The 15,847-nt window shown below is 62.8% G+C and carries 14 protein-coding genes; 7 read left to right on the forward strand and 7 right to left on the reverse strand.

All coding sequences use genetic code 11. The features are described from left to right. The first annotated feature begins 109 nt into the window (after positions 1–109). Genes E8F20_RS20705 through secB form a run of 3 tightly spaced genes read left to right on the forward strand, consistent with a single transcriptional unit; the run spans position 110 to position 1,285 of the window. The gene (locus E8F20_RS20705) at positions 110–523 is read left to right on the forward strand and encodes a rhodanese-like domain-containing protein (protein ID WP_280285405.1); all 414 of its coding nucleotides are present in this window, start codon (positions 110–112) and stop codon (positions 521–523) included. A gap of 1 nt (position 524) precedes the next feature. Further along, positions 525–800, forward strand: a complete 276-nt coding sequence (grxC, locus tag E8F20_RS20710; protein WP_028629871.1) for a glutaredoxin 3 — start codon at positions 525–527, stop codon at positions 798–800. 14 nt (positions 801–814) lie between these two features. Beyond that, positions 815–1,285, forward strand: a complete 471-nt coding sequence (secB, locus tag E8F20_RS20715) for a protein-export chaperone SecB (protein ID WP_280285406.1) — start codon at positions 815–817, stop codon at positions 1,283–1,285. Positions 1,286–1,393: 108 nt separating this feature from the next. Here secB and trmL read toward each other — a convergent pair whose 3' ends face one another. After that, positions 1,394–1,855 (reverse strand): tRNA (uridine(34)/cytosine(34)/5-carboxymethylaminomethyluridine(34)-2'-O)-methyltransferase TrmL, encoded by a 462-nt coding sequence (gene trmL, locus E8F20_RS20720; RefSeq protein WP_280285407.1) that lies wholly within the window; start codon positions 1,853–1,855, stop codon positions 1,394–1,396. On the opposite strand from trmL, the gene E8F20_RS20725 reads away from it, so the two are divergent. Beyond that, positions 1,854–2,294 (forward strand): hypothetical protein, encoded by a 441-nt coding sequence (locus E8F20_RS20725; protein ID WP_028629868.1) that lies wholly within the window; start codon positions 1,854–1,856, stop codon positions 2,292–2,294. The two genes, trmL and E8F20_RS20725, sit on opposite strands and share 2 nt — an antisense overlap. 718 nt (positions 2,295–3,012) lie before the next feature. Here E8F20_RS20725 and E8F20_RS20730 read toward each other — a convergent pair. From E8F20_RS20730 to E8F20_RS20750, 5 genes are all read right to left on the reverse strand, one after another. Further along, the gene (locus E8F20_RS20730) at positions 3,013–3,255 is read right to left on the reverse strand and encodes a hypothetical protein (RefSeq protein ID WP_280285441.1); all 243 of its coding nucleotides are present in this window, start codon (positions 3,253–3,255) and stop codon (positions 3,013–3,015) included. A gap of 216 nt (positions 3,256–3,471) precedes the next feature. Next, positions 3,472–4,908, reverse strand: coding sequence for a nitrogen regulation protein NR(I) (gene ntrC, locus E8F20_RS20735; protein WP_028629866.1), 1,437 nt, complete (start codon positions 4,906–4,908; stop codon positions 3,472–3,474). Then, positions 4,905–5,990: a nitrogen regulation protein NR(II) gene (gene glnL / locus E8F20_RS20740; RefSeq protein ID WP_028629865.1), complete on the reverse strand. Its 1,086-nt coding sequence runs from the start codon at positions 5,988–5,990 to the stop codon at positions 4,905–4,907. The genes ntrC and glnL overlap by 4 nt, the downstream gene beginning before the upstream one ends. 257 nt (positions 5,991–6,247) lie before the next feature. Further along, positions 6,248–6,871, reverse strand: a complete 624-nt coding sequence (locus E8F20_RS20745; protein WP_280285408.1) for a DUF4124 domain-containing protein — start codon at positions 6,869–6,871, stop codon at positions 6,248–6,250. A 3-nt stretch (positions 6,872–6,874) separates the two neighbouring features. Beyond that, positions 6,875–7,426, reverse strand: a complete 552-nt coding sequence (locus tag E8F20_RS20750) for a DUF4124 domain-containing protein (protein WP_280285409.1) — start codon at positions 7,424–7,426, stop codon at positions 6,875–6,877. Positions 7,427–7,714: 288 nt separating this feature from the next. On the opposite strand from E8F20_RS20750, the gene E8F20_RS20755 reads away from it, so the two are divergent. After that, on the forward strand, positions 7,715–9,916 hold the full coding sequence (locus tag E8F20_RS20755) for a mechanosensitive ion channel family protein (protein ID WP_280285410.1): 2,202 nt from the start codon (positions 7,715–7,717) through the stop codon (positions 9,914–9,916). 183 nt (positions 9,917–10,099) lie between these two features. Here E8F20_RS20755 and glnA read toward each other — a convergent pair whose 3' ends face one another. Beyond that, complete coding sequence (gene glnA, locus E8F20_RS20760) at positions 10,100–11,503, reverse strand: glutamate--ammonia ligase (RefSeq protein WP_028629861.1); 1,404 nt, start codon at positions 11,501–11,503, stop codon at positions 10,100–10,102. Between the two features lie 332 nt (positions 11,504–11,835). Between glnA and thiI the strand changes: the two genes are divergently transcribed. Both thiI and typA read left to right on the forward strand, forming a co-directional pair. After that, complete coding sequence (gene thiI / locus E8F20_RS20765) at positions 11,836–13,290, forward strand: tRNA uracil 4-sulfurtransferase ThiI (protein ID WP_280285411.1); 1,455 nt, start codon at positions 11,836–11,838, stop codon at positions 13,288–13,290. Positions 13,291–13,419: 129 nt separating this feature from the next. Next, complete coding sequence (gene typA / locus E8F20_RS20770; protein WP_028629859.1) at positions 13,420–15,237, forward strand: translational GTPase TypA; 1,818 nt, start codon at positions 13,420–13,422, stop codon at positions 15,235–15,237. Positions 15,238–15,847: the final 610 nt, after the last annotated feature.

Below are 15,847 nucleotides of genomic sequence, written 5' to 3' on the forward strand. Positions count from 1 at the left end.
GAGGCGGCATTCTACGGTCTGGTTCCGTTGGCGTCACCGCCAGACGGGTTTTGGCCGACCTGTGGGCCTGTGTATACTGGCCGGCATTTTACCGTCCCGGAAGCCGACGATGCTCGCTAAGCTGATTGAATTTGCCACTAACCACTATGTACTGAGTGGATCGTTCGTGGTGCTGCTGGCCCTGCTGCTGGCCCATGAACTGCGCCGCAGTGGCCGCGCCATTTCCTCCCGCGAGCTGACCTCGATGGTCAACGGCGGCCAGGCTGTGGTCCTGGACGTGCGCGCCACCAAGGATTTCTCCGGTGGCCACATCGTTGACGCCCTGAACATCCCGTACGAGAAGCTCGCCAGCCGCATCGCCGAACTGGAGAAGCACAAGGACAAGGCCATCATCGTGGTCGACGCCATGGGCCAGCATGCCGGCACCGTCTGCCGTGACCTGAAGAAGGCCGGTTTCAACGCCATCAAGCTGTCTGGCGGCATCGGCACCTGGCGTGGCGACAACCTGCCGCTGGTGAAGTGAGATGGCTGAGATCGTCGTCTATTCGAGCGCCTGGTGTCCCTTCTGCGTCCGCGCCAAGCACCTGCTGGACAGCAAGGGCGTGCGCTACGAAGAGATCAGCGTCGATGGCAACCCCGCAATTCGCGCCGAGATGACCCGCAAGGCCGGGCGCACCTCGGTGCCGCAGATCTGGATCGGCCAGACCCATGTTGGCGGCTGTGACGACCTGTACGCGCTGGAGCGCGCCGGCAAGCTCGATGCGCTGCTCCAAGCCCGCCCGCAAACGGAAACGCACTAGAACAAGGCAGAATCATGACCGAACAAGCAAGCAACGCCGAAAACCAGAACCCCCAGTTCTCCCTGCAGCGCATCTACGTACGCGATCTGTCTTTCGAAGCGCCGAAGAGCCCCGAGATCTTCCGTCAGGAGTGGGCGCCGAACGTTTCCCTGGACCTGAACACCCGTCAGAAGCAGTTGGATGGCGACTTCCATGAAGTGGTGCTGACCCTGTCCGTGACCGTGAAGAACGGTGAAGAAACCGCCTTCATCGCCGAAGTGCAGCAGGCCGGTATCTTCCTGATCAAGGGTCTCGACGCGGCCTCCATGAGCCACACCCTCGGTGCCTTCTGCCCGAACATTCTGTTCCCCTACGCCCGTGAAACCCTGGACAGCCTGGTTGTCCGCGGCTCCTTCCCGGCGCTGATGCTCTCCCCGGTGAACTTCGACGCCCTGTACGCCCAGGAACTGGCGCGCCTGCAGACTGCTGGCGAAGCCCAGGCCTGATTATCAGGCTCCATGAAAAAGCGCCCTTCGGGGCGCTTTTTCTTTGGCCGGTGAACTTGGCCCGTAGGGTGGCCTAAAGCCCAACCTACCCAAAGAGCCGGACAGCATTCACTCCAGACTGAAATCGTGCTGCCGCCAGGCCTCGTAAACTGCAACGGCCACGGTGTTCGACAGGTTCAGGCTGCGGCAGTTGGGGCGCATCGGTAAGCGAAGGCGTTGTTCCGGGGGCAGGCTTTCACGGACCTCTTGGGGCAGCCCACGGCTTTCCGGGCCGAAGAGGAAGGCGTCGCCCTTCTCGAAGGCCACCTCATGGAACAGCTTGGTACCCTTGGTGGTGAAGGCAAATACCCGGGGGTGGCCGAGGGCTTCCAGGCAGCTTTCCAAGTCGTCGTAGCGCTTGAGTGTGGCGTACTCGTGGTAGTCAAGGCCGGCACGTCGCAGACGCTTGTCGTCCAGTTCGAAGCCGAGCGGTTCGATCAGGTGAAGGTGGCAGCCAGAATTGGCGCACAGCCTGATAATGTTGCCGGTATTCGGCGGAATTTCCGGTTGAAACAGGATGACGTGAAACATGGGTGGCCCCGAGCCCGAAGACGGGCGGCATTCTACTCCCGATGATGACCCGCGACCGAGCCTGTGGCCGCGCTTTTTGTTCGCCCTTGCCCTGATCGGCGTGCTGGTGGGAATGATGCTTGGCCGCCTGACGGCGCCGGACCCCGTGCATCTGCAGCGCATCGAAGTGCGCGAGGGTGGTTTGACGCTCTGGTTCGACCATGAGCCCGAGGTACGGGCCGAAGCGTTGGAGGGCGCCTATGCGCTGATGCTGGGGGCGGACGGGCAGAACGCCAAGGGACAGCTGACCCTGGGCACCGCACCAGTGAGCTGGAAGGTGCTGCGATCGACCCATGGTGTGATGGTGCGATTCGTCGCGGCGCGGCCCTTGCACGGTGATTGGCACGGTGCCGCGGAGGATGGGCGCTGGCGGTTGGAAGTCAGCCTTCGCGCCGAATAAGAAAGGGGGAATCCTCGGCCTGCCTGTACCAAGGCCCCCTGAAGGGTGGTCGCCTGCCGTAGCGAGCGACGCGATCCTGTACCGGGCCCTTGCGTGGCCCTTGGCGGCTGGGAGACCAGCGCGCCTTTGCATAAAAGAGGGGATTCCCCGGCCTGCCTGTACCAAGGCCCCCTGAAGGGTGGTCGCCCGCCGTGGCGTGCGACGTGGTCCTGCACTGGGCCCCGTAGGGCCCGGGCGGCTGACTGAGCAGCACACCTGTCGAATAAAAGAGGGGATTCCCCGGCCTGCCTGTACCAAGGCCCCCTGAAACCTGGTCGCCCGATGGCGACGCTGAAACGCTTTCGGCTCTTCTGGAGCCGTGGCGGCTGGAGGTCAGCCTGCCTGTCATAAGAGTGGGGATTCCCTGGCCTGCCTGTACCAGGGGCCCCAAAACCGCTGTTGTCTGGTGTATTGCAGGGGGCGTGCCAGTTTCTTGATAACCTTCGTGAGAATTTCGTCGGATCGTCTAGAGGCCGCGTCATTAGTGGCTTTGAGCGAAGTGAGATTCAACATGGAGGGACGGTGGCGGCGGTTCTTCGGCATCACGAGTGCCCAGGCGTAAAGCACTTTTTTGAGGCGGGGAGGTGATTCAGGCACCAGGGATGGTCCTTTTCGCTGGTCGAATGCACGGTGAACGTCTGAGGGGAGTGACCCCGCCGAAGCGGGGTCCAGGGCCAGATCAGTGGTTATCCGGGGCCAGGTAGGCTGCGGTGGACTTGCAGTCCCGCAACCGCTCCACCTTGAGCGAAAGGCCCCTTGGTAAACGAACGCCGATGCGAGAGCGGCCATCTTCCATCGGCCCCACCACGATTTCGATGCCTTTCGTTCGCAGTATTTGCCCCAGCTCTGCGTCGCTACAGCCTTCCAAGGCCTTGAGCCTGAGCACGTCTCCTTCCTTTCGAACACCCATATGTAACTGCATGGTTTTCACCCTGTCTCTGGTTCAGGTCAGGGCAGCATCCCGCCCTGATTCACTGCGGTCCACGACCTCTAGGAAAACCAGACATTTCTTACGGGGTGGATGACATTGGAGAGCGGGCGTGATGGCGGCAGACGGCTGGTGCGATAGGGCGATTGCGCGCTGTGCCGCAGGCGCGAGGGCAGGAGGCGGGGCGCAGGGCACCCCGCCGGAGGGGGATCAGGCGTCGTCGCCGTCGTCGTCGTCTCCGCCGTCCACTTTCATGCCCAGTTCCTTGATCTTCCGGGTCAGAGTGTTGCGGCCCCAGCCCAGCAGCACGGCGGCGTCGCGACGGCGGCCAGCGGTGTGCTTGAGGGCGGTTTCGATCATGATCCGCTCGAAGGCCGGCACGGCCGAGTCAAGCAGGCCGGACTGGCCGCGAGCCAGCGCCTGGTCGGCCCATTGGCGCAGCGCCTGTTCCCAGTTGGTTACCGGTGCGGCGTCCTGGGGCTGGGTGAGCAGTTCCGGCGGCAGGTCGTCGACGTGGACTTCGCGACCGGAGGCCATCACGGTGATCCAGCGGCAGGTGTTCTCCAGCTGGCGCACGTTGCCCGGCCAGGGCAGGTGCTTGAGGTAGTCCTCGGTTTCGTTCTTTAGCAGTTTGGGCTCTACCGCCAGCTCCTGGGCTGCACGGGCGAGGAAGTGCCGGGCCAGGGCCGGAATATCCTCGCGGCGGTCGGACAGGCGCGGGATGTGGATGCGAATGACGTTGAGGCGGTGGAACAGGTCCTCGCGGAACTTGCCGGCCTGCACCAGGTTTTCCAGGTTCTGGTGAGTCGCGGCGATGATGCGCACATCCACCTTCACCGGGGTGTGGCCGCCCACGCGGTAGAACTCGCCGTCGGCCAGTACTCTCAGCAGGCGGGTCTGGGTGTCGGCCGGCATGTCGCCGATTTCGTCGAGGAACAGGGTGCCACCGTCAGCCTGCTCGAAGCGTCCGCGACGCTGGTTGGCCGCGCCGGTAAAAGCACCTTTTTCATGGCCGAACAGCTCGGATTCCATCAGGTCCTTGGGGATCGCCGCCATGTTCAGGGCAATGAAGGGCGAGGCGGCGCGAGGGCTGTGTCGGTGCAGTGCGTGGGCCACCAGTTCCTTGCCGGTACCGGACTCGCCGTTGATCAGCACCGTGATGTTGGAGTGGCTGAGGCGGCCAATGGCGCGGAAAACCTCCTGCATGGCCGGCGCTTCGCCGATGATTTCCGGGGTGCGGGCCTGGGGCGCCGGAGCTTCCAGGCCCTGCTGCTCCTGGGCGTGCTGGAAGGCGCGCTTGACCAGGGACACCGCTTCATCCACATCGAAGGGCTTGGGCAGATACTCGAACGCGCCGCCCTGATAGGACGCCACCGCACTGTCCAGGTCGGAATGAGCGGTCATGATGATCACCGGCAGGCGCGGGTACAGTTCGCGAATGCGTGCCAGCAGGTCCAGGCCACTGGCGCCGGGCATGCGGATGTCGGAGATGATCACATCTGGCTGTTGCCGGGAGAGGCGCCCAAGCAGGCTGTCGGCACTCTCGAAGCTCTGGGTATTCATGCCATCCTGCTGCAGTGCCTTCTCCAGGACCCAGCGGATGGAACGGTCGTCGTCGACGATCCAGACGGTTTCACTACGGCTCATGACGAGGAAGCTCCTTGTTCCAGCGGCAGGAAGATCGAGAAGACGGTGTGGCCGGGATGGCTTTCACACTCGATCAGGCCCTGGTGCTGACTGATGATGTTCTGGGCAATGGCCAGTCCCAGCCCGGTACCGTCCGGGCGGCCGCTGACCATGGGATAGAAGATGGTTTCCTGGAGCTCGGCCGGGATACCCGGGCCGTTGTCGATGATTTCCACCTTGGTCACCAGGCGATGGCGGGTATGACCGATGGTGAACTGGCGCAGGGTGCGCGTGCGCAGGGTGATGCGGCCAAGGCGCAGGTCGCTCTGCGCGGAGAGGGCCTGCATGGCGTTGCGCACGATGTTGAGCACGGCTTGGATCATCTGCTCCTTGTCGATGAAGACATCGGGAATGCTCGGGTCGTAGTCGCGCACCAGATTGATACCGCCCTGGCTTTCCGCTTCCACCAGGCTGCAGACGCGCTCCAGCACTTCGTGGACGTTGGTCATGGCCAGTGACGGCAGCTTGTTCGAGCCGAGCATGCGGTCCACCAGGTTCCGCAGGCGGTCGGCTTCTTCGATGATGACGTTGGTGTAGTCCTTCAGGTGCTCTTCCGGCAGTTCGCGGGAGAGCAGTTGAGCGGCACCACGGATGCCGCCCAGGGGATTCTTGATTTCATGGGCCAGGCCGCGTACCAGCAGCTTGGTGGTTTCCTGCTTGGACAGCTGCGCCTCTTCCTTGGTGATCCGCAGCAAGCGATCACGCGGGTGGACCTCCAGCAGCAGGAGGGTTTCGCCGCGATTGAGGATCGGCGTCACCGCGTAGTCCACGGTCAGGGTCTGACCGGAGAGCGAGGTCAGCATGGCTTCACGTTTGGTGAAGGGGTGCGCCTGTTCCACCGCCTGGCGCAGGGAGGTCAGGGCTTCGGGCGACTCGGTGAACAACTCGCTGATGAACTGGCCATGGCTGCGCTGGCCACTGACGGCCAGGAGCATTTCCGCCGCCGGGTTCATGTACTCGAGGCGAAGGTCGGCGTTGAGCAGGATCACCGCGGTGGTCAGGTTGTCGAGCAGCAGTCGGTGCAGGGCGTCGTTGATGGTCATGGCGTCGGCGCTCGTGGCGATGACAGGAAAATGCAAGAAGCAAACCAAAGCCCTGAAAAGGCGCGGGAAAACAGGTTTTCTGCTGGCCGCAGCCGCTTTTCAGAGCAGATCGTTCGGCTCGATACGAACCAAAATGGGGAGAGTATAGAAAGCGGTGCAAAGCGACGCACCGAAATGGTGCGAATTGGCATCGTTGCGTGGGAGAAGCGCGGCGATACCCATGGGCGTGTTGTTGGGTATCGCTGGTCGGTTGCCCTTCAGATGAAGGGCAGGATGGCGATGTCGTCGTCCTCTTCTTCAGGTTTGTCCTTCAACGGGCACTCCGGACGCACGCCGTAGTCGTCCTTCTCGCAGGGGCGCGCCTGGCGCTTCTGCGACAGCGACATGCGCACGATGTGCACCGGTTGGCTGGGCGTGCGCTCCACCATGCGCCCCTGCTCGTCGAGGATCTCCACCGCCAACTGGTGGGTGCCGCGGTCGAGGTTTTCCAGTGGAAACACCGGGCTGCGCCCAGGCTCGCCTTTGGGCTTACCGTCCAGCAGCAGCCGATAGCTGTGATTGGCGCGCAGGCCCGGCTCGCTCATGGCGCTGACGATCAGGTTGCCTTCGCCGTCGCGGATGGTGGCATCGGGTTCGGGTACCAGAATGCGCAGCACCTGATAGCCCTGTTCGCGCGGAATGGGCTTGGGGTAGAGCGGCGGTGGCTGGATATCCCGTGGCGCGTTCATCTCGTTGGAGGGCGCCATCTCCAGGCGTTTGGCGTTGCCCGGCTTGGGTTGGTCGGTAAAGACGCGATTACCCTCGTCGTCGATGTAGGTGTAGACCTCGGCCAGCACGGGCTGGCCAAGGAGCAGGAGGGCGAGTAGCAGGAATCGGGACATCGGTCAGTTGTTGGGCCGTGGCGTAGGGGCGGGCGGGCGCAGCGCCGGGCTGCTGGTATTGACCCGCTGGACGGTAAAGGTGACGGGAGCGCTACTCTGCACCACATTGGTGCCTGAGAGAACATCCACCGCGAGGCTGTGATCGCCGCGGTCGACGTTCATCAGTTGCAGGCGCGGTACGTTGGTTGGCTGGCCATAGGGCTGGCCGTCCAGGCGCAGGCGTAGCCTGTGGCCGGGCTGCAGTCTGGGCTCCAGACGCACGCCGACACTGAAGGTGCCATTGTTGGCGCGCAGGGCCTCTTCGTCAGGGAGATCGGTCAGTTCCACCACCTGGTAGATGGCTGGCTGGTCGGCACTTGCCCCTGAGTCGGTCGGCTGGCTCGGCGGTTGTATCTGGACCGCGTTGGTCGGTGGCAGCTCCACCTTCTCGCTGGCGGCACCATCTGGCGGCTGGTTGGTAAACACCGTGTTGCCGTTTGCGTCGGTGTACTTGTAGATCTGCGCAGCGGCCGGCAGCGTGGCGGCCAGCAGCAGACAACTGATGATGAGGCGCATGGGGGCGGTCTCCGGAAGCTCATGCCAAGCCTTGCACCCAGACGGCGGGCTGGCAAGTCGGGCATTGTGCGACAGCGCCGTGACGACCGGTGTGCGCTACAACACGTTGGGACATTTCTGAAAAGTGCCGCTACCTGCTCCGCTCTGTATGGCCGGAGCGAACGGAGGTCGCCACATGCTGTCACTCTAGCCGCCGACTACAAAAGCCGGGGCTGATGTCTGATTGGGGCGAGTGCCCGCTTTTGTATGATGCGACTTGCTTTCATTGATCTGGGGGACATCTCTCTCGTGCCTATACCGTTCTTGCCTGCTGTCCGTTTCCTGTTCCCGCTGCTGCTCTGCCTGGTCGTCGGCCTGCTCTGCCCGACCCAGGGCCAGGCCGCCCTGCCCAATCCGCTGGCGGGGAGTTCCTCGGGCAGCGAGCAGATCAGCAATGCCCAGCTCGAACAGTCGCTCAACCAGGTGATCCAGACCCTGGAGAACGACAAGCAGCGTGCCGACCTGCTGAAGAAGTTGAAGCAGTTGCGTGACGTTACCGGCAAAGAGAAGGAGAGCGAGAGCGGGGTGCTCGGCCTGATCGGCGATACCTTGAGCAGCCTGGAAAAGCAGTTTCAGGGCGACAACAGTCCGCTGGTGATCTGGAGCAACCAGTTCCGCCTGGCTCGGGCCGAAGTGGAGAAGCGCCTGCCCGGATGGCGTGACTGGCCGGGGATCGTGTTCAACTTTGCGGTGGTCATCCTGCTCTGGGCCTGCCTGGCCAGCGCCCTGCTCTGGCTGGGGCGGCGCATGCGCGAGCGCTTTGGCCTGTCGGCAGAGCTGCCACAGCATCCCAAAACCCGCGACCTGGTGCTGTTCGCCCTGCGCAAGCTGGGGCCTTGGCTGATCGCCTTCTTCATCACGCTTTACCTGTCGGTCGTGCTGCCCAGTTCATTGAGCAAGACGCTGGCGATGGTCATGGCCTACGTGCTGGTCTGCGGCACACTGTTCTCCGCACTCTGCGTCATCTGCCTGTCGTTGCTCAGTGGGCCGCACCGCATCCGTGCGCTGGATATCCTGCGGCGCCAGGCCTTCCGCCCGCTGTGGCTGATCGGCAGCCTGGCCGCCCTTGGTGAGGCGGCCCATGACCCCCGGCTGATCGACGGCCTCGGTGAGCACACGGCGCTCTGCCTGAGCACTCTGGCAAACGCCACGGCGGCGGTTTTCACCGCGCTGTTCGTGCTGCGCTTCCGTCGCCCCATCGCCCATCTGATCCGCAACCAACCGCTGGAGCGTCGTCTCAAGCGCCGGGGGCTGCACGAGCTGGTGGAGTTGGTGGGTTCCCTGTGGTTCGTGCCGGTACTGTTGCTGGTGGGTACGTCGCTGTTCGCAACCTTCGTGTCCGCCGCCGATAGCAGTGTGGCCCTGCGCCGCGCCTTGGTCTGTGCCGTGCTGGCTGTGGTGGCGATGACGGTGATAGGGCTGCTCAGCCGCCGCACCGGGCGCAGTGGCGACGGGCCCCGGCGCAGCGCTCCCTACGTCGAGCAGTTGCAGAAGTTCGGCCTCACCCTGGTGCACCTGTTCGTGGTGCTGTTCTTCATCGAGGTGGGGCTGCGGGTCTGGGGTATGTCACTGATCCGCTACGCCGAAGGAGATGGCGCGGAAATCAGCATGAAGATGGTCAGCTTCGGCACCACGTTGCTGGTGGCCTGGCTTGTCTGGATCCTCACTGACACCGCCGTGCAGCACAGTCTCGGTGTGGGTGGCAGGAGCCGGCCGAATACCCGCGCCCTGACCATGCTGCCGTTAATCCGCAACGTGCTGTTTGTCACCATCGCAGTCATAGCCTTGATCGTTGCCCTGGCCAACATGGGCATGAATGTGACGCCGCTGCTGGCTGGTGCCGGTGTGATCGGCCTGGCGATCGGTTTTGGTGCGCAGTCCCTGGTGGCGGACCTGATCACCGGCCTGTTCATCATCATCGAGGACTCGCTGTCTATCGATGACTACGTGGATGTTGGCGGCCACCTGGGCACGGTGGAGGGGCTGACCATCCGCACCGTGCGCCTGCGCGACCTGGATGGGGTGGTGCATACCATCCCCTTCAGTGAGATCAAGAGCATCAAGAACTACTCGCGGCAATTCGGCTACGCCATGTTCCGCTGGCCGGTGCCGGCGAGCATGCCTATCGACGATGCGGTGGCGCTGGTCCAGGACGTGGCGAAAGAGTTGCGCAGCGATACGGCGATCTACCGCAGTCTATGGTCGCCTCTGGAGCTGCAGGGGGTGGAGAGCTTCGATAACGGTCAGGCAATTCTGCGCTTCCGTTTCAAGACTGCCCCGATCAAGCAGTGGGAAGTGCAGCGGGCGTTCAACCTGCGCTTGCGCAGGCGCCTCGACCAGGCCGGCCTGGAGCTGGCGATGCCGCGCCTGAACGTGCAGCTCAGTCGGATGCGCCAGTCGCGCGCCGAACCGCCGGAAGAGCCGGGCGACCTGGCGGAAAGAGGGGTTTGAGCGGAGCGCGCGTAGGTTGGGTAGAGGAACGAAACCCAACAAAGCGGGCTTTCAGGTCGCGTGTCTGCCGGATCGCGCCGCCAATCGTTGGGTTTCGCTTCGCTCTACGCCAACCTGCCGCAAATAAAAAAGGCCTCCCGAAGGAGGCCTCTCAATCATGCCGCTTGCGCGGTCATAACTGGATCAGACGCTGTAGTACAGGTCGTATTCCAGCGGGTGCACGAAGGTGCGCACCTTGATTTCTTCTTCGCTCTTCAGCTCGATGTAGGCATCGATGAAGTCGTCGCTGAACACGCCGCCCTTGGTCAGGAACGCGCGGCCCTTGTCCAGTTCTTCCAGCGCCTCTTTCAGGCTGCCGCAAACCTGCGGGATTTCCTTGGCCTCTTCCGGCGGCAGGTCATACAGGTTCTTGTCGGCGGCATCGCCGGGGTGGATCTTGTTCTGGATGCCGTCCAGACCGGCCATCAGCAGAGCTGCGAAGCACAGGTAGGGGTTGGCAGCCGGGTCCGGGAAGCGCGCTTCGATACGGCGGGCTTTCGGGCTGTTCACGTACGGAATGCGGATCGAGGCGGAACGGTTGCGGGCGGAGTAGGCCAGCATTACCGGGGCTTCGAAGCCCGGGACCAGACGCTTGTAGGAGTTGGTCGACGGGTTGGTGAAGCCGTTCAGGGCCTTGCCGTGCTTGATGATGCCGCCGATGAAGTACAGGGCGGTATCGGACAGGCCGGCATAGCCTTCGCCAGCGAAGGTGTTCTTGCCATCTTTGGAGATGGACATGTGAACGTGCATGCCCGAACCGTTGTCGCCGTACAGCGGCTTCGGCATGAAGGTCACGGTCTTGCCGTAAGCGTCAGCCACGTTGTGCACGCAGTACTTCAGGGTCTGAACTTCGTCAGCCTTGGCAACCAGGGTGTTGAACTTCACGCCGATTTCGTTCTGGCCGGCAGTCGCCACTTCGTGGTGGTGCACTTCCACGACCAGGCCCATTTCTTCCAGGGCGTTGCACATGGCGGTACGGATTTCGTGGTCGTGGTCGACCGGCGGTACCGGGAAGTAGCCGCCTTTGACGCCCGGACGGTGGCCTTTGTTGCCGCCTTCGATGTCAGCGTCGGTGTTCCAGGAAGCCTGCTCGGAGAAGATCTTGAACATCGAGCCGGAGATGTCGGACTTGAACTTCACTTCGTCGAAGATGAAGAACTCCGGCTCTGGGCCTACGAATACGGTGTCACCGATACCGGTGGTCTTGAGGAACTCCTCGGCGCGGCGGGCGATGGCGCGCGGGTCGCGGTCGTAGCCTTGCATGGTGCTCGGCTCGATGATGTCGCAGACCAGGATCAGGGTCGGCTCTTCGGTGAAGGGGTCCAGGACGGCGGTGGCGTCGTCCGGCAGCAGGATCATGTCGGAAGCTTCGATGCCTTTCCAACCTTCGATGGAGGAACCGTCGAACATCTTGCCGTGCTCGAAGAATTCGTCATCGGCGTCACGGGCCGGCATGGTCACGTGCTGCTGCTTGCCTTTGGTATCGGTGAAGCGCAGATCAATCCACTTCACGTCGTGTTCTTTAATCAGTTGAAGCGACTTCGACATGTTGTCCTCCAGGTGGTCGGGGGCAGGAACCTTGCCTCCCAAGAAATTCGGGGTGAAGCCGGAGCGGGATAGTCCGCCAGGGCGACCTGCCTCACAAGGGAGCAAATTGCGTGCCAGTGCCCTGGAATGGACAAGGGCCCCAAAACTCACGGCTGGCGGGGGCTTTGCTCCGATTGTGCACAGTTTTGCGCACTGTTTTCGTGCCTTCCATGGTGCGTGTGCTCCATTTTGGTGCGCTGCGAGCTTTGCTGAATGATTTTGGTCAAAGCTTGAACAATTTCCGCTATAATCCGCGCCCCTCTTTTTCGGCCGCTGCCCTCGCGCTGTTTTTCATGAAACTCATCGTCAAAGTCTTCCCGGAAATCACCATCAAGAGCCGGCCGGTGCGCAAGCATTTCATCCGCCAGCTCTCGAAGAACATCCGCGCGGTCCTGAAAGACCTGGACCCTGAGCTCGAGGTGACCGGAGTTTGGGACAACCTTGAAGTGCAGACTCGCCAGACCGAGCCGAAGCTCCTGCGCGAAATGATCGAGCGGCTGACGTGCGTCCCCGGCATCACCCACTTCCTTGAAGTGCACGAGTACCCGCTGGGTGACTTCGACGATGTGCTGGAAAAGTGCAAGCTGCACTACGCAGACCAGATTCCCGGCAAGATCTTCGCCGTGCGCTGCAAGCGTGCGGGCAAGCATGAGTTCACTTCCATGGAGTTGGAGCGCCACGTCGGCAGCCGCCTGCGCCAGGAGTGCAACGCGGCCGGCATCTCCCTGAAGAACCCGGAAGTGGAAGTGCGGATGGAAGTGCGCGATCAGCGCCTGTTCGTCATCCACCACCAGCACGACGGCATCGGCGGCTACCCGCTGGGCTCGCTGGAGCAGACCCTGGTACTGATGTCTGGCGGTTTCGACTCCACCGTCGCCGCGTACCAGATGATGCGCCGCGGCCTGATGACTCACTTCTGTTTCTTCAACCTCGGCGGTCGTGCCCACGAATTGGGCGTAATGGAAGTGGCCCACTACCTGTGGGAAAAATACGGCCGTTCCCAGCGCGTGCTGTTCATCAGCGTGCCCTTCGAGGAAGTGGTCGGCGAAATCCTCAGCAAGGTCGATAACAGCCAGATGGGCGTCGTGCTCAAGCGCATGATGCTTCGCGCTTCCACTCACATGGCGCGCAAGCTGACCCTGGACGCGCTGGTCACCGGTGAAGCCATTTCCCAGGTATCCAGCCAGACCCTGCCGAACCTCTCGGTGATCGACTCGGCCACCGACATGCTGGTGCTGCGTCCGCTGATCGCCAGCCACAAGCAGGACATCATCGACACCGCCAACCGCATCGGCACCGCCGAGTTCGCCAAGCACATGCCCGAATACTGCGGCGTGATCTCGGTGAACCCGACGACCAAGGCCAAGGCCAGCCGTATCGAATACGAAGAAGCGCAGTTCGACATGGCCATCCTCGAGCGCGCCCTGGAACGTGCGCGCCTGGTGCCCATCGACCGGGTGATCGACGAGCTGGGCCAGGACGTGGCCGTGGAAGAAGTGCGTGAAGCGCTGCCAGGGCAGATCGTCCTCGACATCCGCCACCCTGATGCCCAGGAAGACGATCCGCTGGAGCTGCCTGGCATCGAAGTGCAGCCCCTGCCGTTCTATGCGATCAACAACCGCTTCAAGGAGCTGGACGCCAACCGCCAGTACCTCCTGTATTGCGACAAGGGTGTGATGAGTCGTCTGCATGCCCATCACCTGCTCAGCGAGGGACACGCCAATGTGCGCGTTTATCGCCCGGCCTAAACAGCCCGGGCTGTTTGGCGGCAGCATCCGCCATCGCCCTCCCGACCATCGGGCCGCCTGATACGCCGTTAGTTCATATCAGCCGCTTAGACTTCGCGGCACACCGAATCCACTGATCGAGATACAAACGTGATCGAAAAACTCCGCAACATCGCCATCATCGCCCACGTCGACCATGGCAAGACCACCCTGGTGGACAAGCTCCTGAAGCTGTCCGGCACCCTCGACCGCAAAGAAGCGGAAAGCGAGCGCGTGATGGACTCCAACGACCAGGAAAAAGAGCGCGGCATTACCATCCTGGCGAAGAACACCGCCATCAAGTGGAACGGCTACAACATCAACATCGTCGACACCCCCGGCCACGCCGACTTCGGTGGCGAGGTTGAGCGCGTGATGTCCATGGTCGACTCCGTACTGCTGGTGGTCGACGCCCAGGACGGCCCCATGCCGCAGACCCGTTTCGTGACCCAGAAGGCGTTCAAGGCCGGCCTGCGTCCGATCGTCGTGGTGAACAAGATCGACCGTCCGGGCGCGCGTCCTGACTGGGTCATCGACCAGATCTTCGACCTGTTCGACAACCTCGGCGCCACCGACGAGCAACTGGACTTCCCGATCGTCTACGCCAGTGCCCTGAACGGCATCGCCGGCATGGACCACGAGAAGATGGACGACAACATGGACGCCCTGTTCCAAGCCATCATCGACCACGTGCCGGTACCGGACGTTGACGTCGACGGCCCGTTCCAGATGCAGATTTCCCAGCTGGACTACAACAGCTTCCTCGGCGTGATCGGCATCGGCCGCATCGCCCGTGGCCGCATCAAGTCCAACACCCAGGTAGTCGCCATCAGCGACGACGGCACCAAGCGCAACGGCCGTATCCTGAAGATCATGGGCCACTCCGGCCTGCAGCGCGTGGAAGTGGCTGAAGCCGAAGCCGGCGACATCGTCTGCGTCAGCGGCATGGAAGAGCTGTTCATCTCCGACACCCTGTGCGACCCGCAGAACGTCGAAGCGCGTCCGCCGCTGACCGTTGACCAGCCGACCGTGAGCATGACTTTCCAGGTCAACGACTCGCCCTTCGCTGGCAAGGAAGGCAAGTTCGTCACCAGCCGCAACATCAAGGACCGTCTGGACAAGGAACTGCTGCACAACGTCGCCCTGCGCGTTGAAGCTGGCGAATCCGCCGAGAAGTTCAAGGTCTCCGGCCGTGGCGAGCTGCACCTCTCCGTACTGATCGAAACCATGCGCCGCGAAGGCTTCGAGATGGCCGTTGGCCGTCCGGAAGTGGTGATCATCGAGAAGGATGGCGAGAAGCAGGAACCCTACGAGAACGTCACCATCGACATCGAAGAGCAGCATCAGGGCTCGGTGATGGAGCAGATGGGCCTGCGCAAGGGCGATCTGACCAACATGATCCCCGACGGCAAGGGCCGCGTTCGCCTGGAGTACACCATCCCGGCGCGTGGTCTGATCGGCTTCCGTAACAACTTCCTGACCCTGACCTCGGGTACCGGCATCCTGACCTCGACCTTCAGCCACTACGGCCCGATCAAGGCCGGCGAAGTCAGCAACCGTCAGAACGGCGTACTGGTCTCCATGGCCACCGGCACCGCACTGACCTACTCGCTGGAAACCCTGCAGAGCCGCGGCAAGCTGTTCCTCGCCCCGGGCGACGAGATCTACGAAGGCCAGCTGTGCGGCATCAACAGCCGTGACAACGACCTGGTGATCAACCCCACCAAGGGCAAGAAGCTCGACAACATGCGCGCTTCCGGCAAGGACGAAGTCATCGCTCTGGTTCCGCCGATCAAGTTCACCCTGGAACAGGCGCTGGAATTCATCGCCGACGACGAGCTGGTGGAAGTGACGCCGAAGTCCATCCGCCTGCGCAAGAAAATGCTGAACGAGAACGACCGCAAGCGCTACGAGCGCACCAAGGTCTAACTCGACCCGCTGCTGAAAACGCCCCCGCCGGCCCTGCCTGCGGGGGCGTTTTCGTTTGGGGCAAGGTCCGCCGCGCCCTGCCACTCCAGCAGCATCAACCGCCGGGCTTGCCAGGTCATCAGTACCCGCCGGGGGTGGAAGTAGCCTTCGGCGTGCCGGTCGCGCAGGGTGGGGCCTCCCCACGCGATCCGCCATTGTGTGATGCAGCCTGGACAACTGCTTGCGAGCCGGTGCCTACCAGAAACGTCCGCCGTTTCTCGTATGCGCCGTAGGCGCTATCGCACCGCTTGCTTCAGGTCGCTAAACCCGGTCGCGGGCTCGGCCGCGACCCGGGCGCGTTAGGGAGGGGGAGGGGAGCGAACAAGTCGTCGGAGAGCGTTTGGGAAATTTCCGAGTGTTGTTCGGCGTCATCGGGTGGCCTGAAGCTCAAAGCGCCACAATCAACGTCTTCAAGTCGATGGTTGGCAGCAACCTGCAGCAGCCCGTGAAGGCATCGCGAACATGCGCGCAATACAGGCCCGTGTGTCATGCGGCATCTGGAGGGTCATCACGTTTTCCGGTCTATGCTGATCCGCTGAGGCGGGGCCATGGAATGAGCCTTGGGCGTGTT

The organism is Pseudomonas sp. BN415 (assembly GCF_029871195.1).
Lineage (GTDB): Bacteria > Pseudomonadota > Gammaproteobacteria > Pseudomonadales > Pseudomonadaceae > Metapseudomonas > Metapseudomonas resinovorans.